Here is a 22,405-nt window from a genome sequence, read left to right as displayed (position 1 = left end):
GGCTACCGCCTTGCACCGGAGTTTGTCGTGGGCCTCTTCAGCACCGTGGCCAGGAGCAACAGGCCGATCGCCATCAGCCAGCCATTGACTGCCCAGGCCGTCATGTCGGCCGTACGACCGCCGGCGAGCGCCGCGTGGGCCAGCACGACGACGACCAGCAATGCGCCGCTTGCCCCGCGGCCAACCCCCGACAGGCGCACCGGGCTCATCACCGTCGCTGCGGCAAGACAGGCGAGAGTCACGCCGCCCCAGACGGCGAGCGGCAGGGCGACGGTGACATCATGCGCGCCTGCCCCGCCGATCAGGATCACCGCCACGGCCGACGCGGCCAGCGCCAGGGGCTGGCCCCAGACGACGGCGGTCCAGAGTCGCTCCAGCCCGGGCGCGGCCCGCCCCTTGTCGCGCCTGCGGGCGAGCCAGATGAAAACGCCGCCGGCCGCAAGATAGGTGAGCCCGAGGCCGAGCAGGCCGTAGGCGAGCTTGATGATGCCGCCACCGAACCAGCCGAAATGCAGCGTGCCGAGCGCGCCCAGGATCTGCTCGCCGAGATTGTTTTCGCGTGCCGGAGAGGCATGGTAAAGCCGCCCGGTGCGGTCGAACGCATAGGCATCGACGTTGGTCAGGTTGCTCGAGCCGTCATCGACGTTGAACAGGGCCGCCCCGCCCATTTCGGTGGGATGTTCGAGGAAGACATATTCGACCCGCCCGCCCGGCGCGCGCTCCGCCACCTGGGCGAACATCGGCCGCAGGTCGAGCAACGGCGCGGCCTCGGGATTGTCGGCCGGATGCGGCGGGACGAAGAGATCGTAGACGCGGTTTACGTCGCCCTGGAACAAGGCGAGTCCCAGCACGCCGACGATGATGGTGGTGAGCCCGAGCAACGCACCGGTGAGCGAGACGAGGACATGGAAGGGCAATGCCCAGACGCCGATCCGGTTGTGCAGATCGGCCTCCTGGAGTCGCCGCGATCCGCCCAGCCTGAGGTGGAAGGCGTCGCGGAAGATCCGCGGGTGGGCGAACAGGCCGGAGATCAGCGAGGACAGCAAGGCGACCCCGGTCAGCCCGACGAGGAAGATGCCCCAGCTGCGCGGCAGATGGAGGTTGATGTGGAGCGCCGTGAGAAAGTCGGTCCAGGGCGAGGCGGCTGATTCGGTGATCCGGCCGCTCTCGTCGGCCGCCCAGCTCTGCGTGCGGCCGGCGACATCGGTGGTGACCAGCAGCCACGGCAGCTCAGCGCCCGGCAATGTCATATAGACATGCTCGACCCCCGGGCCGGCGCGGGCCACCGCCTGGCTTAACGCGGTCTGGACCGCCTCCGGCGACGCGGCGGTCATCGGCGCGATCGCCGGATTCTCCCAGCGCTGGAACTCCCGGGCGAACACGGCGACCGTCCCGGTCAGGCAGACCAGGTAGATCGCGGCGGCGAAGGCGAGGCCGAGCAGGCTGTGCCCCTTCAGCACGGCGCGGACGAAATCGGCCGGAATCCACGCCTTGCGCTTGGCCGGCGCGCGCGCCGTTCCGCTGTCCGCGTTCATGCGAAACCTTTCAGGATCGAGGCGGCGAAGCCAAGGAAGGCGGTGCCGACCAGCACCGCGGTCGCGCGCAGGATACGGTTGTCGGCGAGCGTCCAGGCCATCGCCCCGCCCCACAGGACGGGAACCAGCAGGCCGCCGATCAGCAGCCGGGTCTGCGGCTCGCCGGGCACCCAGACGGCGTAGCAGATGCCTACGGCCATCGCCGCGATCATCCCGATCGGGCCGGCGAGCAGCCAGCGCAGCGTCGTGCGCCACCAGGTCGACGGCCGCTCGAGCGGTTCGGGCGCCAGGCTCTCGTTGTTCCGGGTGCGCCCGGCGCGTGCCGCGCGCCGCTGCAACCCGCTTGCGACGACCGCGAGCGCGGCGACCGAAACCAGGGTGAAAGCGGTGAAGGTGCCGCGTGCCGAACCCAGCAGCCAGGCGGTGACCAGGGTGAGAACGACCAGGAGAGACCAGCCGGCGACAATGAAGGCCCGGCGCCGGTCGGTCTTCCGCCACCAGGCGCGCTGCAGCAGCCAGGCGCCACCGGCGGCGGCGCCCAGGATCGCCGCGCCGCCGAGCGCGCCGGGCGCGACGAGGCTCAAAACCGTCCCTCCAGCGTCAGGCCGAACACCCGGGGGGCGCCGATCACGGCCCGCTGCAGGCTGATCGCATTGTACTGGATATACGCCTCGTCGAAGAGATTGTTGACGAACGCGGAGATGGTCACGTGCTCGATCTCATAGCCGATCCGCGCGTTGACGAGCGTGCGGCTGCCGACCCGCCAGAGCGACTGATCCTCGGCAACGTCGGTGAAGACACCGCTGCGGTGGCTGGCATTGGCGTTGGCGAAGAAACCGCCGCCGAAGCGCAGGTTGGCGCCCGCCGCGAAGGTCCAGCGCGGGGCATAGGGGAATTCCTGGCCCGAGCGGTCGTCCTCCGGGCTCGTGCCGATCGCGAACTCGTCGAACTCGGTGCGGGTGTGGCCGATCGAGACGTACCAGTCGAACATCCGGCTCGGCCGGTGGGTCATCTCCACCTCGAAACCGTAAAGGTGGCTGCTGCCGGCATTGACTGTGTTGTAGTCGTAAAGGTTGAGCCCGAAATTGATCGAGACCTGCTGGTCGGTCCAGTCGATATAGAAGGCATTGGCGTTGAGGGTCAGCGCCCCGTCGAGCCACTGCGAGCGCAGCGACAGCTCGTAGTTCCAGCTATATTCGGGATCGTAGGGGACGACGGTTGCCCGCGCGATGTTCTGGCTCGATCCGCCCGAACGATAGCCGCGCTGGACGACGAAGGCGACCGAGAGGTCGTCAGTGAAATCATAGTCGAGGCCGAACTTGGGCAGGAAGGCATCGAAGGTCCGCCGCGATCTCGGAGTAACCGCCGCGGCCTGGCCGACGAACTGGCCGACCGCCTGGTTGATGCCGGCGATAGCGAGAAACAGGGGCGAGCCAGGCGCACCGAATGCGGCCGGATTGGGATAGGTTCCGGCAAACACCGCTGTGGACGTGTTCTGGGTCGTGTTGACCTCGTGATCCCAGCGGAAGCCGCCGATCAGCGAGAGCTGGTCGAAGATCCGCCAGCGCCCGTCGCCGAAGATCGCGAAGGTCTCGACCTCGCTGGTGCCGAGCGACGCGTAGTCGACCGAAATGACCGGCAGGGCCTGGGCGTAAAGGGTGGCGATGGTCGTCGCCGTCGCCGCCGGAAAGCCGGCGCCCTGCAGCACCGCCGCGATCGTCGGCACCGGGGTCGGCACGTCGGTGCGGCTGGTGTTGGTGAAGTCCTGGTCGCGGCGATAGTAGAAGGCGCCGAGCAGGCCGCTCAACCGGCCGGATTCGTAGGCCAGCCGCAGCTCCTGCGAAATCGTGTCATAGTCGCGGTCCTGGGTGCCATAGCCCTGGTTCGCCGGTCCACGGTCGCCGTCATAGGCGGTCGATTCGACCACGGCGTTGTAGGAGGTGACGCTGGTCAGGGTGAACGCATCCGACAGGTCGTAGGTGAGTTCGAGATTGGCGATGTCGGCGTCGATATTGCCGACATTGGGCGTGTTGTCCGGCACCGTGCGGTGGTCGAAGAAGTCCGGCACCGTCGTGTCGACATAGACGAACTGATAGGCGCCCTCGCGCTCGAAACGGGTGTAGCTGAGCCGCGCGGTGAGGCCGGGCAGCGCGCGCGGCGTCCAGCGCAGCACGCCGCGCAGGTTCAGCGTCTCGAGCGGGTCTTCCGGCGCGTTCCGGGTGACGTTGCGGATGAAGCCGTCGGAATCCCGATATTCGGCGGCGATCCGGACGCCGAGTTCGTCGGCGACGAGCGGGCCGCCGATGGCCAGCGCATAGGCCTGATCGTCGGAATCGGTGAGGTACAGCCGGGCGCGGCCGTTCCAGTCATTGCCCGGGTCCGCGGTGCGCAGGATCACCGCGCCGGCAAGGGTGTTGAGCCCCTGCAGGGTCGATTGCGGCCCGCGCAGGATCTCGACCTGCGCCACGTCCCACAGGTCGGTCGGCGCGCCGTAGAGGATCGACGAGGGCAAGGCGGCGCCGTCGAGATAGACGGTGGCGAGCGGCGCATCGCCCGCCGACGACACGCCGTTGTTGGCGATGCCGCGAATGGTGAAGCCAGCGGCGCCATAGGTTTCCGACACGTTGGCGGTGCGGTTGAAGATGTCGCGCAGGCTCTGGAGATTCTCCTGCTCGATCCGCCGCGCGGTAATGACCGCCACGCTGGTCGTCGTTTCCTGCAGCGAGCGATCGACCTTCTCGCCGGTGACGACGATCTCCTCGACCTCCTGCATGGCATCGCCGGCCGTCTGCGCCGATGCCGCGGCAGGCAGGCAGATCGCGGGCAGGCTGGCGGAAACGAACAAGACAGCACGCAACATCGACGCCCCCGGAGAAAAGTCCCCGGGTCGCCTATCCATGTCAGTTATTGCGAGTCAATATCATTCGCAAAAAGACTGTGCCGTTTCGCGTCGGACCACGGCCGCCGGTCAGCCGAAAACCCAGCCCGGACTCGGAGCGCTTATTTCGCCCCTCCCGTCTCGGTCTCCTCGCCACAGCGCCAACTGAAGTTCGCGCCTTCGGTGCGCTCGGCGGTGCACGGCACGCGGGTCTCGCCTCCGCCTTCGCGGACCACGACATAGCCCGCCATATGATTGTCGTCGCCGGCGCGCTCGAGGCTGACCTCCGCCACGTCGGCCTGCTGGGCGAGCTGGGTGCGGATCTGCCCCTCCATCTCGTCGAGCACGGCCTGGTCGATCGCCGGCGAGCAGCGCCAGTTGAAATTGGCGCCTTCGGTGCGCTGCGCGGTGCAATTGAGGCGTCCGGAGCGGCCGCTATGCTCGCGGATCGTCGCATAGCCGACCATGTTGTTCTCGTCCTGGCGGGTGAGATTCACCTCCTGCACGGTGCCCTGTTTGCCAAGCTCTTCGCGGATCGAGTTTTCGAGCCGATCCTCCTCGCTCGCCATGTTGCACCCGGCCGCGCCGAGCAGCGCAGCCATGACGATCACCGTCCTGTTCATGTCGTTCCCCCCGCTGGATCGCTCGGGGCAGTCTCCGCCGCTTCGGATGCGGATGCAAGATGGAACCGCTCGGTCCGGCGCTCGCCCGGCCCGGCTTTCATACCGTCATCAACGCGGTCGGCGAAGCCACCGCGCGCGCCATAGGGCCGATGAAGCCGCGAGCGGTTGTCCGGCTTTCCGGTTACAAGCCGACCCGCAGCGACACGCGGAAGGCGATCGCCGCCTTGCCGAGCTGCTCCTCGGCGCTCGCCTCGCCGCCCAGCGAGAACGGACCCTCGCCGCCGACCACGCGCAACCGGCCAACCCAGCCGTCGGTGCGGTCCTCGGGCACCAGCGTGAACGGATCACCGTCCTTGAAGCGCGCCGTCGTCTCGCCGAGCGACCCGCCGAGGATTTGGCGCCGACCAGCTTCCAGCTCGGTTCGCAGCCAGCCGCCGCCAGCCTCTCGCCGGCCGAAATCATAGCCGACGGTCAGGGTTGCATTGAGCGCGAACTCGTCGCTGGTGCGATCGTCGACGATGAGGTTGAAGGCATCGCCGCCGCCCTCTTCCGTGTAGCCGTCCTCGCTGAGCCGGTAATAGTCGATCGAGGCGAGCGGCCTCAGGCTGAACCTGCCGAAGCCGAGCTCGTAGGAGACGCCCGCCGCCGCCGAATAGAGCTGACCGCCCCAATCGCCCTTGGCAGTGCGGGTGAACTCCTCGATGCCGTCATTGCCGGTGAAGACGCGGGTGCCGCGGAAGTCGATCAGCGCTGCCGAGACGCGTGCCCAGGCGCGCAAGCCGCCCCAGCCGCCGCGCCAATGGGCTGCGAGCTCATATTGCTCCGCGCGGACCTGGTTGTTGGTCTCGCCGTCGTCGTCCTCGCCATTCAGATAGGCGAGTGACAGACCGAAATTGCCGATGCCGCCGCCCTGGATCTCCGCCCCGGCCGAGGTGCCCCAGCCGGCAATGTCGTAGGAGGCGGTGTCGCCCAGATCCTTGGACGAGCCCCAGGCGACCTGCTGCACCCAGAAGCCCCAGCCGCCCATGTCGGCGAGCGGCGCATGCGGATCGGCGAGGAATCGCGCAGTCGCCCGCGAGCCCTGGGTCACGGCGTCGAACGCGCCGCCGGCATGGTCGGGAAGCATCTGGCGGATCGTGGCCTGTACCCCCTCGGCATTGGTGAGCGCGAGGAAGGCGTCGGCAACATCCTCGTCGCTGTCGAGCGCAGCGAAGACCGCGTCATAAGCGCGGCTTTCCGAGCCGTTGAAGCCAAGCTCGGTCGCGGTGCGGCGCGTGACCACCACGGCGACTTCGCCGGCTGTCGCCGTGTCGAGCGCGCCCTTGAAAAGGAAGGGCAGCGAGGAATCCGTCAGGTTGAGTCCCCCTGCCCCGGTCAGCGTCCCCGAGCGAAGGAAGACGTAGCGGCCTTCCGACTCGCTCACATTGGCCAGGCGGACACGCACGTCGGCGCCGTTCGCGATCGTCGTGGTGCCGGTCACATCGTAGAACGTATTGGTGCCGGCGGCCGCGTCGACATTGACCCCGAGCGCGGCATCGGCCCCCAGCGTCAGCGAGGACAAGGTGACCGTACCGAGGTTGGTCGCCTCGAACAGGCCGCCCTGCGCATTGACGCTGAGCCCGGCCGTGTTGGAGATGTTGCTGCGGAAGCTCGCCGTGCCGGAAAGCTCGAGCACGTCCGCGCCGCCGCCGAAATCGGTGCTGCCGCTGAAGGTGCTGGTTCCGCCCAATGTCACGCGGTCTGCCCCGGCGCCGAAGACGGCATTGCCCGAATAGGCAGCGTCGCCGGAAAGCTGGAGGCGGTTGGCGCCGGCGCCGAATCGCGTCGTACCCGTGACGGCACCGTCCGCCACGTCGAGCAAATCGTCGCCGGCGCCGAACAGGACGTCACCGGTGATCGTCGGGGAAGTGACACCCTGTCCAACCGTCGTCTGGCGCACCGTCGCGCCAGCATTGTTCGCCGAGAGGTCGATCGCGACGTTGCGGCCGCTGTTCGCGGTCGCGCCCGTCGCCGAGATGCGGCCGCTGTTCTCGACCAGCGAGACGCCGCCGGAACGATCGATGATCGCGCCGGCACCGCCGTCGGCACCGGAGACCGCGTTGACCTGACCGCTGTTGCGGATCGTCGTGACGGTCGCGCCGCTTTCGATCAGGATGGACTGGCTGAGCTTGCCGCCGAGGGTGGCGCCGCCGGCATTGATCTGGCCCGAATTGCGGATTTCGTTGACCGTCGCGCCGGCGCCGATCCGCACCGCCGTCGCATTGGAATCGACGGAGCCGGCGGTGATCGTGCTGGTGTTGGTCATGCCGCCGGCGATGGTGACGTCTCCGCCGAGACCACCGATCTGCATGCCGGTGCTGTCGACCCCTTTGTAGAGTCCCGCGCCGGTAACGGTGCCATTGATGACCAGGCCGTGGCCGTTGGCATCGCCCGCCACCGCGCCGACCGCGATGTCCTCCGCGGCGCTGCCGATCTGCACGGCCGGGGCCGCACCGCGCGAAATGACGTTGGCCGTCCCTTCCTGCGCGTCGGGGATGCCGTCATCGTCCTCGTCGGTGTCGCTCTCGCTGTTGTCGGCCGGTGGGCGGGCGAAGATGATGCCGCCCGCGACATTGCCGGCGATGCGCAGCGCCGGGCCGCCCTGCAGCAGATCATCGGCGTCGAGCTTGGACGTATCGGACGGCGGCGTCGTGTAGCGGTAGCCGGTGGACGAGATCGACCCCTGGATGGTGAGCGCGCCCCCGATGTCGCCGTCCAGCGCCACGCCGATCGACTCGCTGCCCAGCACGTTGATCGTGCCGGCGACCCGGACGTTGCCGGTAACATCGCTGGTCCGGATACCGACCGAGCGGTCGCCGGTCACATTGATGGTGCCGTTGCTGGTGAAATTGCCCTGGAGTCGGCTGTCCACCGCGATGCCGGCGGAGTCGTTGCCTTCGACCGCGATCGTGCCGCCATTGTGGGCAATGTTCCCGGTGAAGGTACCGCCCGGCGCGACGCGGATGCCGAAGCGGCGGGCGCCCTGGGCGAACGGGCCGTCGATGTCGCCGTCATTGTCTCCGTCGGTCGGCGTATAGCTCTCGTCGATCGTGATGTTGCCGGAATTGGTGATGTTGCCGGCGAAGCCCGGATTGGCGAGGATGCCGGTGGCGTCGTTGGCGCCGGTGATCTGGATCGTGCCGAGATTCTCGACGCTGTGATTGCTGTCGATCGTGACCGCCGTCCCGCCGCTCGGATTCACATTGCCGTTTGCGGTGATCCTGATGTTGTCCGGAGATCCGTTGGACGCGGTCGAGGTCGAGATCGGCGTGGTGATCTTCGTGTCGACCGTCCGTTCGGCATGAACTGCGCCGGCGTAGAGGGTGACGGGGGTGAGGCAGGTGCAGGCCAGCAACAGACGCATCAACGATCTTTCCTTGGAGCATTCAAAAAAAGGGGAGAGCGGCGCCTTGGGGTGGGGGAGTCAGGCACCGCTCTCTGATCGTCAGACGTCGCCGTCCGTACGGACCCGCAGCGCAGTGCGGAAAAAATTCGGGAAAGGCTAGAAGCGCAGCTCCCAGCCGATCCGGACGGTGCGCGGCCGGAGCGGCGTGATCTGGCGCTGCAGGGCCAGCGTAAACGGCGAGCCCATCGCGAACCGGTTGCCGACCGTGTCGAGCAGGTTGGTGATGCCGAGCGTGAAGGCGTGGCGGCCACGCTCCAGCCGCGCACCGGCGCTGAGGTCGAACCAGTCGCCCTGCTCTTCGCCGAGGATGGGACCGATGCCGAGGCGTGACGTGCCGGCGTAACGGCCCGAGCCCCAGAGCGTCAGCGCGAGATCGTCGGCGAGGTCGATGCGGTAGTCGGTGCCGAAATAGCCGTTGACCTTGGCGACGTTGGGCAACGGCGAGCTGGCGCCGATGATGATGCTCGGCGCCGGATTGGTGACCTCGCTGTCGTTCAGCACCGCCGCCGCCTCGAGATTGAGGCCGGGCACCGGCCGCCAGTTCGCCCGCACATCGAGCGTGTAGATCCGCCCGTTGCCGATATTCTGGGTCGACTGGAAGCCGAACAGGTCGATGACGTCAGCCTGGATATCGGTCCAGCGCGTGTAGGCGACCGAAGCCGCAAGGTCGAAGGCGCCGGCGCCCGGGCGGCCGTAGCGCAGGCCGGCCTCCAGGGTCGCGACCTCGTCATTCTCGAACCGGCCCACCGCCACAAGGCGCGCGACGGCGTCTCCCGGCTCCACCGCCGCCACGACGCCATTCCTGATCGCCACGCTCGCGGTGAACGGCGCGAAGACGGACAGGCCGCCGGGCCGGAAACCTTCCTGATAGCGGGCGTAGAAGAGCAGGTCGTCGCGTGCCTCGGCCGCCACTGCAAAGGACGGCAGGAACACGGTCTCGGAACGATGCGCGCGCAGCGTCGCCAGCAGCGCGTACGTGGATTCGGGGGCGTCCAGCACCGAGCCCGACAGGCGCGAATGGGTGATGCGGCCGCCGGCCGTCGCCGTCACGCCCTCGGCCAGCCGGAACGTGGCCTCGCCGAACGCGGTGATCTCGTTCACCGTGTTGCGCACGCCGGTGATCGGCAGCGGACCGTCCGGATCGCCGAGCGCCCGCTCCAGCTCCGATTCGTGCGAGATGAAGCTGGTGCCGATCAACCAGCCGGTTCCGTCCCCGGCCCCGCGCGAAAGCCGGCTTTCCGCCGAGAACATCGTGAGGCGGTTGAGCTGGTCATAGGCCTGCGGCGCTTCATCGGGGCGGCTCGAATCGTACCGCTCCTCGAGCCGCTGGCGGACGAAGCCGGCGGTCGTCACGAAGCGCATGCCGTCGCCCCAGCCGCGCTCGACGACGACATCGGCGAGGAGATATTCGTTGGTATAATCCTCGGCGATCGGGCTTGCGCGGGTCAGCGGTGGCGCATCGCGGTCGGCGAACTGGCCGTCCTCGCCGCGAATATACTGGCCGGCGATGCCGGCATCGATCGTCCAGCTCCCGGCATGGGCGCGCAGCCGGGCGCGGCCACCATAGGTGCGGGTGCGATTGACGTCGTCGAGGCCCCGCAGCGTGTCGTCGATATAGCCGCCCTCGGTGGCACCGTAGCCGACCAGCCGCAACCCGACCGCATCTGCAACGATCGGCAGGTTCAGCATGGCCGAGGCCTCGCCACCCGGATCGCCATGCTCGGTCAGCGAGGCGCCGGCCGAAACGGCGCCCTGCACCTCGCCGAGCCGCGGCGCGTTGGGCACGATCCTCAGGATGCCGCCGAGCGATCCCGCCCCGTAGAGTGTCCCCTGCGGCCCCGGCAGCACCTCGACCCGTTCGATATCCTGCAGACGCAGGTTCGGATCCGGCGTGTTGTAGTTGAGCCGGGTCTCGCCGAGATACTGGCCGACCGTCGCCTGGGTCGGTCCGTTGAAGCTCGAATCGGCAATGCCGCGGATGAAGAGCTTGTTGCGGCCGGTGCCGAGATGGGTCGAGTTGAGCCCCGGCAGCCGCGCCGTCAGCCCCTCCGTCCCCTGCCCATAGGCCGCGAGGACGGGGTCGTCGCCTTCTGCAAGCAGCACCGCACCGGGAAAGGACGCGAGGCGGAACGAGCGCTTGCTGGCGGTGATGATGATGTCCGGTTGCTCGATCTCCACGGGCGGCAGCGGCGGCGCGTGGGGGCGCCGGTGCATGGCCGCCTGCCGCACCGGCTCGGGCGCCCGCACGACGCGGTAGGTCCGCGCATCGATCGCGATCGGACGCCCGCCGCTGCCCTGCAGCAGCCGGGTCAGTGCCTGATCGACCGACATGCGGCCGCGCACCGACGCGACATGGCGCGACGCCAGCGACGGATCGGAGACGCCGATGCTGATCCCCGCCTGCTGTCCAAGGGCGACCAGCGCATCGCCGAGGCGGCCCGCCGGCAGGTTGAATTGGTGACGCGCGCCGGCGGCCACCGCCGGCGCGTGGATCAGGATCGCCGCACTGAGAGCCAGACTAGCGAGTCGCACCGCCCCCCACCGACAGGTTCCAGCCGTCGCCCGCCCGCTGCGGACGTACCTCGAGCAGAGCGCCGACGCGCTGCATGGTGACCGCCGGATTGCGGTCGATCACGATCACGCCGCTGAACTGCCGCGCCGCCGCGCGATCGTCGATCGAGACCCGCGTGCCGAGATTGCGGCTGAGATCGGCGGCGACCATGTCGTAGCGGGCGCCGGAATAGCTGAGCCGGCCTTCGCGCCAGCCGCCGATATTGGCCGGCGTCTCGCGCGTGACGATGGGTCGCGCGCCGCCACGCTGGCTGAGCGCCATGCCGGCGGCGAGATCGACCCGGCTGTCGCCGCGCTGCCAGCGCACCGCCCCTTCCGCCACCGCGACATCGGTCCGCTCGCCGTCATGAATCACGTTGAAGACCGTGCCGAGATCGTGGAGCCGCGCCTGGCCGGCCTCGACCCGGAACGGCCGCGCCGTGTCATGGACGACGGTGAAGAGCGCCTCGCCCTGCTCGACGCGCGCGAACCGGGGATTGTCGCGATCGAGGACGAGCCGTGTCGCGCCGTTCAGCTCGATGCGGCTGCCGTCGTCCAGCGCCACCGTCCTGCGCTCGCCGGTACCTGTCGCGACCTCGTAGGTGCTGGCACCTGACGGCATGAGTGTGATCGCGCCGACAACGGCTGCGGCCACGGCTGCGCCGCCCCAGCCCAGGAACGCGCGGCGGCTCCGCCTCGGCTCCGGCTGGAAGACAAGCGGCGCGGGCTTGGCGAGCGGCAGATCGTCGAGCTCGAGATCGGCAAGGGCGATCAGGTCGTAGGCGGCGCCATGGGCGGGATCGGCCTCGAGCCAGGCGGTGAACGCCTCCCAGTCAGCGCCCGACGCGTCCGTACGCAGCCGGATCAGCCAGGCGGCCGCTTCCTCGTCGATCCTGTTCCACGCGTCGGCCATTACATTCCTTCCCGTGGCATGACGCCGCCGCTCCGCTTATTCCGCATCGAGGCGTCTCCTCAATTCGGCGAGGGCGCGATAGGCCTTCTGCAGGTGCTTCTCGACCGCCGACAGGCTGATGCCGAACTCGGCGGCAATGTCGCGCTGGCTCTGCCCGTCGAGACGGTAGCGGCGGAAGATCGCATCGGTCCGCTCGCCGAGATCGGTCAGGGTCCGCTCGACCTGATCGAGCCGCTCGCGGGCGATCAACTTGTGCTCGCCCTCGGGCGCAGCCGTATCGTCGCCGGTCTCGCTCCAAAGCGCGTCGCGGCGGGCACCGCGCAGATCGGCCCGGCGCCGATCCAGCATCAGGTTGTTCGCGGTACGGTAGAGGTAGGCGAGCGGCTCGGCGATCGGGCCATGGGCGCCCGCCGATGCCTTGATCCACAATTCCTGGAGCAGGTCTTCGGCGCCATCGCCGGCGCCGCGCGCGCGCAGGAAACGCAGCAGCGTCGGGCGGTTGTCGAGGAAGACGGCCTCCAGGCCACCTGACATGCGTGACTCCACGATCGAGCGGGGGATCGCCGCGGCGCGCTCCGAAAGGGAGCGGGACTTAACGTGCGGTCGCGGTACTGTCCATTGCCCTGGCGTTCCGGCGGGTGGCGAAACCGCGGGCAATGACCTGCTTGTCGACCTGCCCGGCTCTCAGCGCGGCGCTGATCACCGCCAATCCGGCCCCGACATCGTGCCGTCTGCCGCACAGGAAGATGTCGATCGCCGCGTATCCACGCTCCGGCCATGTATGGATCGAGATGTGCGATTCGGCGAGAAGGGCAACGCCTGTCACCCCCTGCCCCGCGCCGAAGCTGTGCAACCGCACCTCGAGCACGGTGGCCCGCACCGCCGCGGCCGCATCGATCAGGGCGCATTCGATCAGCCCGGCATCGTCCAGCCCCGCGCAGCCGTACAGCTCGGCGATCAGGTGACGGCCGTCATAGGCGTCGGCGGACATCGTCATAACAGGCTTTCGAACCCATGGCCGAGATGGCGCATGGCCCCCTCCGCAGCGAAGGTGCCACGATAATGCGCTTCCTCGAACAAGGACAGGCCGGAGAGATCGGAATGGGCGAGGAAGAGCGGCGGTCGCACCTGCGCCGCCGCAGGGGCCTGGCCCCAGATGAAGCCTGGCGTTGGCCGGATCATCGCATGGCCCCAGCGCCAGAGGTCGACCGAGCGGATCGCGCCGTCCAGATCCGGGTTCATCGCGAGGAGATCGTCGACGACGATCCGGCGCCACTCCCCGGCGGAGCGTTCGAGCAGCAGGCGGCGGCCTTCGCCGGGCGCCATGTCGGACAACGGCAGGTACCAGGTGAGCACGGTGGCGGTCTGGATCGCCGTCGGCCCCTGATGGGTGGCGACGACATAGCCGAGCGAGTTGCTGGTTGCCGAGACATTGTCCCACGCGAGCGGCGCCCCCCTGCCCTCGGGCAACCGGTCGACGGTGACGTTCGCGACCAGCCACGGCGCGTAGGTGAAGGCGCGGTCGGCAGGCACCTCGGCGGGCGCGATCCGGGCCGCGATGAAATGAGGCATGGCGAGGATCGCCGCACGGGCGCGCATCCGCACCGTCCGGTTCGCGGCGACGTCGAAGTTGTCGATCAGCACCGAATCGCCCTCCCGTGCGATGCGATGCACGATCCGGCCGGGGCGGATGCGGTCCCGAAAGCGGGCTGCCATGCCGTGCACCAGCCGGTCGTTCCCCTCCGGCCAGGTCAGGACATTGTCGGCCGTCTCGCCCTCGGCCCAGCCGCGATGCCCGGCGAAATAATGGATGCCGGCCCAGGCCGAGACCTGATCGACCTCGCAGCCATAGTCGTCGCGCATCGCATAGCGCAGATGCGCGCGCAGCACCGGCGAATCCCAGCCTTGCCCGTCGAGCCAGGCGGCAAACGCTTGTCGATCGAGCGCGCGCAGGTCCGGGTCCTGCGAGCTGTAGGCGACCGGCAGCGCGAAGGCCGGCTTGCCGTCGCGGCCGATGCGGTCGCGGAAGGCACGCATCGCGGCGTCGAACGCTTCGAGATGGTCGCGGTCGCGCGGCGTCAGGCCGGTGCGCGGGATCAGGCCTTCCTGCCAGCGGCCTTTCCAGAACAGCCGTTCCTGGAGGTCCGCGCAGAGCTGGTATTCGTCGTAAACCGGGACGCCGTTCCGGTCGCCGACGATCATACCGAGACGGCGGAGCAGATGCTGGAGCGCCCGTGCCTCGCGATTGGCGACAGGGAGATAGTGCGCCCCAAATGGAAAGGCCGACACGGCGTTGCGGCCGCTGCGCGCATTGCCGCCGACCCGGTCCTCCAGCTCCAGCAGCCGGAAATCGCCGAAGCCGGCCTCGGCCAGGGTCCAGCCCGCCGCCAGGCCGGATATGCCGCCGCCGGCGATGACGATTCCGGCGTCTTCCGTCACGCTCGGCGCCGGAAAGCCGCCGTCGCGCAGGCGATGGCCTCGCGCCACGTCCGCGCCGCCCATCGTCACCGCAGGTGGATTCGGGCGGGTGGCCACCCAGCCAAGGCCTGCCGCGGCGGCTGCCCCGAGCGCGCCGAGACCGCCCACGGCGGCGCGGCGGCTAACCTTCATAGCGCGCCCATTCGTCGGCGAACTCGCGGACCAGCGCCTGGTTGTCGAGCCGGTTCACCGGCGTCGGCCGCCGCGCCATGTCCGGCGGAAAATCGAACAGGCGCGACGCGATTTGAGGCGTGAGGAAGCGGCCGTTCGGGATCGCGGCGGCTTCGGGGATCGGCCGGTGGGCGGCGAGCGTGAAACCCCATTCGCCGAAGCTCGGCACGTAGGCGTGATAGGCCCGGGTCCGGAGGCCGGCCGCTTCCAGCGTCGTGGAGATCGTCCAGAAGGATTTGGGCGCGACCAGCGGTGACGTGCTCTGGATCACCGCCATGCCCTCGGGCGCGAGCAATCGTCCCAGCTCGCGGTAGAAGCTCTCGGTGTAGAGCTTGCCGACCGAGAAATCGACCGGATCGGGGAAATCGACGATGATCGCGTCATAACGTCCCTGCGCCTCGCGCGCCCAGCGAAAGCCGTCGGCATTGATCACGGTGAGCCTGGGATTGGTGAGGGATCCCTGGTTGAGCGCGGCCAGCATCGGGGTCCGCTGGAACAATCGGGTCATCGACGGATCGAGATCGACCAGGGTGATGCGACGAACCTCCGGATGGCGGAGCACCTCGCGCGCCGCCAGCCCGTCACCGCCTCCGAGGATCAGGACATTGGCCGGTCGCGCGACCCGTCCGAGCGCCGGATGCACCAGTGCCTCATGATAACGATATTCGTCGCGCGACGAGAATTGCAGGTTGCCGTTGAGATAGAGTCTGAGATCGTCGCCGCGCCGGGTCAGCACGATGCGCTGGAAGCGGCTCGATTCCGCATAGACGACCGGTTCCTGGTAGCTCGCCACCTCCGCCCAGCGCTGCAGCCGCTCCGAGGCGACGAAGCCGGCGATCAGGAAGGCGAGCACGAGGACCGAGGCCGCCTTCTCGAACAGCATCCGCGTCCCGCGCGGCAGGACGAGCAGCAGCGCCAGCGCGATGGCGGCATTGAGGATGCCGAACAGGAAGCCGGTGCGGATCATGCCGAGATAGGGCATCAGGATCAGCGGGAAGAGCAGGCTCGCCGCCAGCGCGCCGACATAGTCGAAGGTCAGCACGCTCGAGACGACCTCGCGGAAGTCGTACCCTTTGAGGATCCGCATCAGCAGCGGGATTTCGAGCCCGACGAAGAAGCCGATCGCCAGCACGATAGCGTAGAGCGCGACACGGAAATGAGCAATCATCGGGAAGAGCATGAACAAGGCCGCGGCCGAGCAGCCGCCGATCACGGCGATCAGCAGCTCGATCCGGACGAACAGCCGAAGCTCGTTGCCGCGCACGTAGCGCGAGACCCAGCTCCCGATCCCCATCGCGAAGAGATAGGCGCCGATGACCGTCGAGAACTGGGTGACGCTGTCGCCGAGGAGATAGCTGGCGAGCGTGCTCGCGAGCAGTTCGTAGATCAGGCCGCAGGTCGCAACGACGAAGGCAGAGGCGAGGAGCGCAGCCGTGGGCGCCGACGCACGAAGCGCCGGCGGGGACTTATCAGCCATGAATCGCCGCGGCAACGATGATCGCGAGGCCGAGGCCCATGAAGCCGGCGAAGATCGCGACCGCCTGGTTCTGCTTGCTGTTGATCTCTTCCCAGAGCTTGCCTGGTGTCAGCAGGTCGAGGACGATGAAGCCGACGACGAAGACGACGAGGCCGATGCCGGCATAGATGAGCGTGTTCAGCATGGCCGCGGTGGTGGTGAGCGTGTCCATGTCCTGCTTCTCCTATTTGTGGGTGGGGCCGTAGATGCCGGCGCGCGCAGGCGCGCGGCCGCCATCGGCGAAGGGCGAGTAGCCGAACAGGGTCGCGGCGAGGAACAGGGCGCCGATCCCGCCCGACCAGACGCTGTAGAAGATGTTCCTGGGGTCCATCAGTCCTCCTCTTCGTCGGTCCCGGTGAAGACCTTGGCCATGCCGGTGCGGCCGACGTCGCTTTCGTCCTGGCGCGCCTGTTCGAACTTGAGATGCTTCCACCAGAACCAGATGAGCGGCAGCAGGATCAGGATCAGCGCGATGACGAAGTTCGAGGGGAACACCGAGGCGCGCGTGACTCGGATGTTGAGTGTGCTGCCCTGGCTGTAGGACCCGTAGGCGGCGTCGGTCCAGCCGTTGCCGGTATATTCGACGACGAGGTCGTAGGTCCCGCGCGGCACCGCGGCGAGCTTGGTCGTCGCGCCGCGGCTCCCTTCCGACCAGGCACCATCGGAATCGCGGCCGGAATAGCGCTCGGCGACGCCATAGGCTTCGTAGCTCTCCTGCGTCGCCCGGTTGACCAGCGCATAGTCGAGGTCGATCCAGCCATTTTCCAGGTTCGGCGCCCAGGCCTCGATCGAGATGAGCTGATAGGGCCGGGTCGCCTCGATCGGCCCGGCGGTCACGTTCTGGGCGCGCCGGTCCAGCTCGACCGGCACATAGCCTTCGAACAGGCTCGGCCCGCCGCTCATCAGCAGGGTGAGCAGGAACATGACCCCGACCGCGATCAGCGCGATCCTGGCGCCGACCTTCATCACGCCGCGATAGGGCGACGGCTGGTGCGGCAGCGGGGGCCACGGGTCGCGCGGCGCCCGCACGCCGAACGCCTGCTCGATCTCCGCCGGCTTCAGCAGCGCGGAGATCGTCCAGCTCACCTCCTTGTCGTTGGCCTCGCGCGACAGCATGAAGCCGGGCCGGACATAATCGTCGGTGGCGGCCTCCTCACCGACCTGAACGCGCCAGTAGAATTCGCCGACGACATAATCGACCTGTGCCTGGCCGTCGACGAAGAAGGGCTCGTAACTCTCGCCATCGAGCGCCGGCCCGCTATGGCCCCAATCGGGCGCGCGGGTCAGCATCTCGCCGAAGCTCCAGCCGCGCCCGTTGGTGATCAGCCAGCGATAGCCGTGATAGGGATTGAACAGCAGATATTCCACCCAGGGATAGGCGCCGTGCTCCGAGCGGCGGACGAAGCCGATCGCCTCCCATTCCACGTCGCGCAACGTGCCGCGCGTGCCGAGCGGGATTTCGAGCTCGGCGGCGGCCTGATGATATTCGGTGATCAGCCGCACCTCGGGACTGGCGACGTCGAGGATGGAGCCGCAATACTGGCAGGCCACGGTCACCGTATAGCCGGCTGCCTTGAGGTTGATCGTGCCGCCGCAGCTCGGGCAGCTCAGCGCCTTGACCGACGGCGCCGGCGGCCGCGCGGGCGGCGCCTCCATTTCCAGTGCGGCGGTCCCCCCGGTCATCGTGTCAGGTCCCATAAGCCGGCATCGGCCAGCCGTCGATCGCGCGCAGGTGGCGCGGCCTCAGCTCGGCGAGGGTGACGTAGCGGCCCTGATAGAAGCTCGACAGCGTCTTCTCGCGCTGCAGGCTGGCGAGGGCACCGGTGGTCGACCGGAAATCGATGCTGTAGATCGTCGTGCCGGTGATCGCGGTGAACGGCAGCTCGCCCTCGGCCGCCAGACAGGTCGCCTCGCGCGCATCGGAGACGATGAAGGTCTCGCCGTCGACCTGGGCTTCCGTTCCGATCGGTACCCGCTCGCCCAGGATGATGGCGCGGATCGTCGGGTCGCTCTGCACGTCGCCGAGCGGGCGTTCCTTCGTCAGCATGAACTGACCCATCGCCTCGCCGAGCCAGCCGTCGCTGCCGTCACCGAACAGGACGAGCCATTCGTTCCACGACCCGTCGGTCCAGCCCCAGCGGACCCGGCCGACCACCGTGAAGTCGCGGCCGTCGAAGGTCCCCGCCGTGCCGATCTGGATCGGGCTCACGTCGAACGGCAGCACCGCCGCCTTGCCGACCTGCTCGATGCCGCCGCCGCTGCGCACCAGGATGGTGTGGCAGTAATCGCAGATCCGCGACGGCAGCGCGGGCGAGCGGAACGTCACCTCCGCGCCGCAATTGGGGCAGGAGACCTTCTGCATGGCCTTAGGTCAGCGGATCCGGCCCAGCAATTCGGCCTTCTTGGCGTCGAACTCCTCCTGGGTGATGGCGCCGATGGTGAGCAGCTTGTGCAACTTCTCGACCTGCGCGAAGGCATCCTCCTGCGGCGCGGCAGGCGCCGCCGGCACTGCCTGCGCCGGCGCTGCGGGCGTCAGGCCGCCGGCCATGGCCTGGCCGATCGCCATGCCGGCCGCCGCACCGGCGCCGATTCCCGCAATGCCGCCCGGATTGGCCGCCGCCGTCTCGATCGCCTCGGCGGTCTGGAACCTGGCATATTTGTCGAGGTCGCCGAGCACCCGCATCGAGCTCGACTTGTCGAGATACTTCTGCACCTCTTCGGGGAGCGACACGCTCTCGACGAAGAAGCTCGGCACCGCCAGGCCCCATTGCGCGAAGACCGGGTTCACCGCTTCCTTGAGCTTCTCCGACATCAGGGTCTGGTTGGCGGCGAGATCGAGGAACGGCACGTCGCTGCCGCCGAGGCCGGTCGCCAGCGCGGTCGCGATCGCCGCCCTGAGCTGCGGCTCGAGGCTCTCCGTCGTCACCTTCTCGAGCGAACCCATCAGCTTGACCGAGAAGGCGGCGACGTCCTCGAGCCGGAACGAATAACTGCCGAAGGCGCGCAGCCGGATCGGGCCGAATTCCTTGTCGCGCACCGTCACCGGCTGCGCTGTGCCCCACTTGAGGTTGATCTGCTCGCGGGTCGAGAAGAAATAGACGTCCGACTTGAACGGGGAGGCGAACGCCTTGTCCCAGTTCATGATCGAGGTCAGCACCGGCAGGTTCGAGGTCTCCAGCGTGTGGAGGCCCGGCCCGAACACGTCGGCGACCCGGCCCTCGTTGATGAAGGCGGCCATCTGGCCCTCGCGGACCGTCAGCTGCGCGCCGTTCTGGATTTCCTTGTCCGCCATCGGATAACGGATGGCGAGCACGCCCGGCTCGTCCGTCCAGTCGATGACGTCGACGAATTGCTTTCTGATCCAGTCGAGAACCACGGCACGTCCCTCCGCTGTGAGGGCGCGATCCTAGCGGGAATCCCTCACCCGGAACAGGGCCATCGGAACGGCGCGGCGGCGCTCGGCATGAGACGTCACGCCCGTTGGCGATGCCGTGCCACCTTCTCGCGATTGCCGCACAGGTTCATGCTGCACCAACGGCGCTGGTTGCCCTTCGACGTATCGGTGAACAGCCAGCCGCATCGCGGACAGGCGCGCAGGCGCGCCGGTGGCAGGCGATAAAGGGCATCGAGCGCCAGGGCCGCCAGCAACGCCGGCACGTCATGGGCACCGAAATCAGGTGCAAGAGCGACACGGGCCGGCATCGCCTCCCAGGCCAGTGCACGACTGGCGAACCCGACACCGGCCGTGCTGAGCAGGCCTCCCACGGCCTTCGAGTCGGGCGACCGGCCGCCCGCAACCGCATCGAACACATTGAAGGCGGCATCGCGGACCAGCCAGACCGTCCGCAGGGGTTCCGGGTCAAGCGACGCAACGTCCGCCGCCTGCTCATCCCGGACGAGCTTCTGCGACCGAAGCCACGCCGCGAGCTCCTGACCGGTCTTGAGCAGCTCATTGTCGACCGGCGGGTCGTGTCGATCATAGACCGTGTTCACCAGATCGAGCGCCGGGTGCCCGCCGATGAAATGCCCCATCGTCCAGGGCGACACAGGCCTAACCATCGGAACCTAACCTGACCAAGCGCATTGAGCATCGCGAGCGTGTAACCGGTAAAGCATGTTAGCCGGTTGTGATGCCAGCGTCAAAAGATCCACGAGAGACCGCGCTGCCGAGGCATGCTGAAGAAGAAGGATGACCATGCTGAGCGTTCAGAAAACCAGACATCACACCGTCGACGTGGATAGAGTGAATCTGTTCTATCGCGAGGCGGGGCGGCGCGACGCGCCCGGCGTGCTGCTTCTCCATGGCCAGCCCAGCTCATCGTACAGCTTCCGCGAGGTCATCAGCCCCTTGGCCGAGGTGGCGCGGGTCGTCGCGCCAGACCTGCCCGGGTTCGGCTTCACGGAGGCACCCGACGACTACGAATACACGTTCGACGCCATGACGCGGACGGTCGATGCCTTGACCCGGAAGATCGGGCTCGAGCGGTTCTTCCTCTACGTCCACGATTTCGGGGCGCCCGTCGCCTATTATCTGGCACTGGCGCGTCCGGACCGTGTGCTGGGGCTGATCATCCAGAACGGCAATGCCCACGAGGAAGGCCTTGGCCCGGACTGGGTCGCGAACAAGGCCTACTGGGCGGACCCCAGCCCGGAGAACCGCGCGAAGCTCCCCGAATGGCTGAATTTCGAGGGTGTGCGGCACACCTATGTCGGCGACATCCCGGATCGGCTCAAGCCGCAGTTCCCGCCGGAAGGTTGGCACCTCGACTGGGAACGGATGCGCCGGCCGGGCCTCGTCGAGATCCAGTTCCGCATCTTCGCCGACTATGGCCGATATGTCGCCCGGTTCCCCGAGATCTCGGCCTATCATCGCGAACATCGGCCGCCCGCCTTGATGCTATGGGGTCGACACGACCCCTATTTCGAGATTGAGGAGGTGCTCGCCTATGCCCGCGAACTCGACCGACTCGACATGCACATCTACGACGGCGCGCACCTCCTGCTCGAGACGCACCATCAGGAGTGCGCCGCGCTGATGCGCGAGTTCATCTTGAACGTCCAGGCCGGAATGGATGCGTAGCGCCACGAACGACGCTGGCGCAGTCTGGACCACCTCGCACGAGATACGGCGGCAGACGGCGGTATTTGGCGCGCCCGGAAGGATTCGAACCTCCGGCCCCCAGATTCGTAGTCTGGTGCTCTATCCAGCTGAGCTACGGGCGCGCGGGAAGCGGCGGCATAGGCAGACAATCCGCGCGACGCAAGCCCGAATGCGCGACCTTCGGCCCATCGAAGAGGAACACCCGTTGCCCCCGCGCGCGCGTCATCATAGGAGCAGGCATGGCTTTGCGCTTGCCGATCATCCCGCTCGCCGGTTCGGCGCTGGTGCTGGGCGGCTGCGTGTCGCAGGGCACCTATCCGTCGCTCGCGCCGCGACCGGGCGAGCGCGAGATTTCCATCGCCGAGCCGGTGCGGCCGAGCGCCGACGTGCCCGGCGACGCGGCCTTGCGACAGCGCGTCGCAGCGCTGCAGGCGCAGGCTGCGGCGGGTCAGCGTGCCTTTGAGGGCGCGTACGGCGCGGCCGCCGCCGCAGTCAACCGCGCAGGGGCACCGGAGTCCGAATCCTGGATCGTCGCGCAGGAGGCACTATCGCGCCTCGAAGCGGCCCGCGGTGCAACGCCCGAGGCGCTGGCCGCATTGGACCGCCTTCAAACCGACCGGACCGATCAGCCGACCAGCACCGACGATTTCGCCCTGATCGGCGCAGCGATCGCTGAAACCACGCGCCTGGCCGAGGCGCAGGAGGTTCGAATCGCCGGGCTGCGGCGCCGGATCGGAGGCTGACCGTCCGATCGGCCGAAGAAGGTGAGGCTGATTTCGAGATGGTCGCTGGCGACGGGGTCAGGCGGCTTCGGCGAACTCGACGGGGCGGCGGGTGGTCCGGAACAGGCCGGCGCCGAGCGTCATCTTCTCGACCAGCGGCAGCGCCGTGCCGCAGAAGCCGCATTCGGCGGACAGACGCCCGATATACCAGTGCGAGCGGCCGCAGCCGGGGCAGTGGTTTACCTCGTTCTCGCGATAGACGACATGATAGCCGCGCAGCGACGGATCGCTGAGGTGGCCCGTGCCGCGCTTGCCGAAGATCGAGACCGACATTTTCCTTACTCCCTTTTCGCCGCTCCGATGAGCTGCGATGAAGCGTTGTTTTCCATAGATGAGTTGAACGCCAGCTGACTGACAAGGTTCCCTCCCGTTCAGCTTTGGCAAAGTCCGTTGCGGCGGCCGGCGCACCGTTC

At 68.2% G+C, this 22,405-nt stretch carries 20 protein-coding genes and 1 tRNA gene; 2 read left to right on the top strand and 19 right to left on the bottom strand.

The window, feature by feature from the left end; all coding sequences use genetic code 11:
* Nucleotides 1-2: 2 nt before the first annotated feature.
* The 17 genes from RCO27_RS00160 to RCO27_RS00080 form a co-directional block, all read right to left on the bottom strand.
* A complete protein-coding gene (locus tag RCO27_RS00160) occupies nt 3-1,535 on the bottom strand; it encodes a PepSY-associated TM helix domain-containing protein (protein WP_309000619.1) in 1,533 nt (510 codons plus the stop codon).
* On the bottom strand, nt 1,532-2,119 hold the full coding sequence (locus RCO27_RS00155) for a hypothetical protein (RefSeq protein ID WP_309000618.1): 588 nt from the start codon (nt 2,117-2,119) through the stop codon (nt 1,532-1,534). The genes RCO27_RS00160 and RCO27_RS00155 overlap by 4 nt, the downstream gene beginning before the upstream one ends.
* The gene (locus RCO27_RS00150; protein WP_309000617.1) at nt 2,116-4,395 is read right to left on the bottom strand and encodes a TonB-dependent receptor; all 2,280 of its coding nucleotides are present in this window, start codon (nt 4,393-4,395) and stop codon (nt 2,116-2,118) included. Before RCO27_RS00150 ends, RCO27_RS00155 begins: the two co-directional genes overlap by 4 nt.
* Nucleotides 4,396-4,535: 140 nt before the next feature.
* Nucleotides 4,536-5,036, bottom strand: a complete 501-nt coding sequence (locus RCO27_RS00145; RefSeq protein WP_309000616.1) for a hypothetical protein — start codon at nt 5,034-5,036, stop codon at nt 4,536-4,538.
* A gap of 181 nt (nt 5,037-5,217) precedes the next feature.
* Nucleotides 5,218-8,439 carry an autotransporter domain-containing protein gene (locus RCO27_RS00140; RefSeq protein WP_309000615.1) on the bottom strand — a complete coding sequence of 1,074 codons (3,222 nt, stop codon included), beginning with the start codon at nt 8,437-8,439 and terminating at the stop codon, nt 5,218-5,220.
* Between the two features lie 138 nt (nt 8,440-8,577).
* Nucleotides 8,578-11,013: a TonB-dependent receptor gene (locus RCO27_RS00135; RefSeq protein WP_309000614.1), complete on the bottom strand. Its 2,436-nt coding sequence runs from the start codon at nt 11,011-11,013 to the stop codon at nt 8,578-8,580.
* Nucleotides 11,000-11,944 (bottom strand): FecR domain-containing protein, encoded by a 945-nt coding sequence (locus tag RCO27_RS00130; RefSeq protein WP_309000613.1) that lies wholly within the window; start codon nt 11,942-11,944, stop codon nt 11,000-11,002. The genes RCO27_RS00135 and RCO27_RS00130 overlap by 14 nt, the downstream gene beginning before the upstream one ends.
* A 36-nt stretch (nt 11,945-11,980) precedes the next feature.
* Nucleotides 11,981-12,478: an RNA polymerase sigma factor gene (locus tag RCO27_RS00125; RefSeq protein WP_309000612.1), complete on the bottom strand. Its 498-nt coding sequence runs from the start codon at nt 12,476-12,478 to the stop codon at nt 11,981-11,983.
* A 58-nt stretch (nt 12,479-12,536) separates the two neighbouring features.
* Nucleotides 12,537-12,941 (bottom strand): adenosylmethionine decarboxylase, encoded by a 405-nt coding sequence (speD, locus tag RCO27_RS00120; RefSeq protein WP_309000611.1) that lies wholly within the window; start codon nt 12,939-12,941, stop codon nt 12,537-12,539.
* Nucleotides 12,938-14,554 carry an FAD-dependent oxidoreductase gene (locus RCO27_RS00115; RefSeq protein WP_309000610.1) on the bottom strand — a complete coding sequence of 539 codons (1,617 nt, stop codon included), beginning with the start codon at nt 14,552-14,554 and terminating at the stop codon, nt 12,938-12,940. The genes speD and RCO27_RS00115 overlap by 4 nt, the downstream gene beginning before the upstream one ends.
* Entirely contained in the window at nt 14,544-16,070 is a 1,527-nt protein-coding gene (locus tag RCO27_RS00110) for a polyamine aminopropyltransferase (RefSeq protein WP_309000609.1), read from the bottom strand. The genes RCO27_RS00115 and RCO27_RS00110 overlap by 11 nt, the downstream gene beginning before the upstream one ends.
* Nucleotides 16,063-16,281 (bottom strand): DUF350 domain-containing protein, encoded by a 219-nt coding sequence (locus tag RCO27_RS00105; protein WP_309000608.1) that lies wholly within the window; start codon nt 16,279-16,281, stop codon nt 16,063-16,065. Before RCO27_RS00105 ends, RCO27_RS00110 begins: the two co-directional genes overlap by 8 nt.
* A 12-nt stretch (nt 16,282-16,293) precedes the next feature.
* On the bottom strand, nt 16,294-16,440 hold the full coding sequence (locus RCO27_RS00100; protein ID WP_309000607.1) for a hypothetical protein: 147 nt from the start codon (nt 16,438-16,440) through the stop codon (nt 16,294-16,296).
* Complete coding sequence (locus tag RCO27_RS00095) at nt 16,440-17,792, bottom strand: DUF4178 domain-containing protein (protein ID WP_309000606.1); 1,353 nt, start codon at nt 17,790-17,792, stop codon at nt 16,440-16,442. The genes RCO27_RS00100 and RCO27_RS00095 overlap by 1 nt, the downstream gene beginning before the upstream one ends.
* 4 nt (nt 17,793-17,796) lie before the next feature.
* A complete protein-coding gene (locus RCO27_RS00090; RefSeq protein WP_309000605.1) occupies nt 17,797-18,471 on the bottom strand; it encodes a DUF4178 domain-containing protein in 675 nt (224 codons plus the stop codon).
* Between the two features lie 9 nt (nt 18,472-18,480).
* Nucleotides 18,481-19,485: an SPFH domain-containing protein gene (locus RCO27_RS00085; RefSeq protein WP_309000604.1), complete on the bottom strand. Its 1,005-nt coding sequence runs from the start codon at nt 19,483-19,485 to the stop codon at nt 18,481-18,483.
* A 95-nt stretch (nt 19,486-19,580) separates the two neighbouring features.
* Entirely contained in the window at nt 19,581-20,141 is a 561-nt protein-coding gene (locus RCO27_RS00080) for a CGNR zinc finger domain-containing protein (RefSeq protein ID WP_309000603.1), read from the bottom strand.
* Nucleotides 20,142-20,352: 211 nt separating this feature from the next.
* Between RCO27_RS00080 and RCO27_RS00075 the strand changes: the two genes are divergently transcribed.
* The gene (locus RCO27_RS00075) at nt 20,353-21,189 is read left to right on the top strand and encodes an alpha/beta hydrolase (protein WP_309000602.1); all 837 of its coding nucleotides are present in this window, start codon (nt 20,353-20,355) and stop codon (nt 21,187-21,189) included.
* 66 nt (nt 21,190-21,255) lie between these two features.
* On the opposite strand, the gene RCO27_RS00070 is transcribed toward RCO27_RS00075, so the two are convergent.
* Nucleotides 21,256-21,332: transfer RNA gene (locus tag RCO27_RS00070), tRNA-Arg, on the bottom strand.
* Nucleotides 21,333-21,449: 117 nt separating this feature from the next.
* On the opposite strand from RCO27_RS00070, the gene RCO27_RS00065 reads away from it, so the two are divergent.
* Nucleotides 21,450-21,953, top strand: coding sequence for a hypothetical protein (locus tag RCO27_RS00065; protein WP_309000601.1), 504 nt, complete (start codon nt 21,450-21,452; stop codon nt 21,951-21,953).
* Between the two features lie 57 nt (nt 21,954-22,010).
* Here RCO27_RS00065 and RCO27_RS00060 read toward each other — a convergent pair whose 3' ends face one another.
* Nucleotides 22,011-22,265 (bottom strand): hypothetical protein, encoded by a 255-nt coding sequence (locus RCO27_RS00060; RefSeq protein WP_309000600.1) that lies wholly within the window; start codon nt 22,263-22,265, stop codon nt 22,011-22,013.
* Nucleotides 22,266-22,405 lie beyond the last annotated feature (140 nt).

Origin of the sequence: Sphingosinicella sp. LHD-64 (assembly GCF_031157375.1) — a bacterium.
Lineage (GTDB): Bacteria > Pseudomonadota > Alphaproteobacteria > Sphingomonadales > Sphingomonadaceae > Allosphingosinicella.
This window is presented reverse-complemented; position numbering and strand designations above follow the sequence as displayed.

Coding starts and splice junctions, on each gene's coding strand:
- RCO27_RS00140 (WP_309000615.1), bottom strand. CDS start 8,439: ATGCGTCTGTTGCTGGCCTGCACCTGCCTCACCCCCGTCACCCTCTAC.
- RCO27_RS00100 (WP_309000607.1), bottom strand. CDS start 16,440: ATGGACCCCAGGAACATCTTCTACAGCGTCTGGTCGGGCGGGATCGGC.
- RCO27_RS00160 (WP_309000619.1), bottom strand. CDS start 1,535: ATGAACGCGGACAGCGGAACGGCGCGCGCGCCGGCCAAGCGCAAGGCG.
- RCO27_RS00115 (WP_309000610.1), bottom strand. CDS start 14,554: ATGAAGGTTAGCCGCCGCGCCGCCGTGGGCGGTCTCGGCGCGCTCGGG.
- RCO27_RS00105 (WP_309000608.1), bottom strand. CDS start 16,281: ATGGACACGCTCACCACCACCGCGGCCATGCTGAACACGCTCATCTAT.
- RCO27_RS00110 (WP_309000609.1), bottom strand. CDS start 16,070: ATGGCTGATAAGTCCCCGCCGGCGCTTCGTGCGTCGGCGCCCACGGCT.
- RCO27_RS00080 (WP_309000603.1), bottom strand. CDS start 20,141: ATGGGGCATTTCATCGGCGGGCACCCGGCGCTCGATCTGGTGAACACG.
- RCO27_RS00065 (WP_309000601.1), top strand. CDS start 21,450: ATGGCTTTGCGCTTGCCGATCATCCCGCTCGCCGGTTCGGCGCTGGTG.
- RCO27_RS00130 (WP_309000613.1), bottom strand. CDS start 11,944: ATGGCCGACGCGTGGAACAGGATCGACGAGGAAGCGGCCGCCTGGCTG.
- speD (WP_309000611.1), bottom strand. CDS start 12,941: ATGACGATGTCCGCCGACGCCTATGACGGCCGTCACCTGATCGCCGAG.
- RCO27_RS00150 (WP_309000617.1), bottom strand. CDS start 4,395: ATGTTGCGTGCTGTCTTGTTCGTTTCCGCCAGCCTGCCCGCGATCTGC.
- RCO27_RS00090 (WP_309000605.1), bottom strand. CDS start 18,471: ATGCAGAAGGTCTCCTGCCCCAATTGCGGCGCGGAGGTGACGTTCCGC.
- RCO27_RS00095 (WP_309000606.1), bottom strand. CDS start 17,792: ATGACCGGGGGGACCGCCGCACTGGAAATGGAGGCGCCGCCCGCGCGG.
- RCO27_RS00145 (WP_309000616.1), bottom strand. CDS start 5,036: ATGAACAGGACGGTGATCGTCATGGCTGCGCTGCTCGGCGCGGCCGGG.
- RCO27_RS00125 (WP_309000612.1), bottom strand. CDS start 12,478: ATGTCAGGTGGCCTGGAGGCCGTCTTCCTCGACAACCGCCCGACGCTG.
- RCO27_RS00060 (WP_309000600.1), bottom strand. CDS start 22,265: ATGTCGGTCTCGATCTTCGGCAAGCGCGGCACGGGCCACCTCAGCGAT.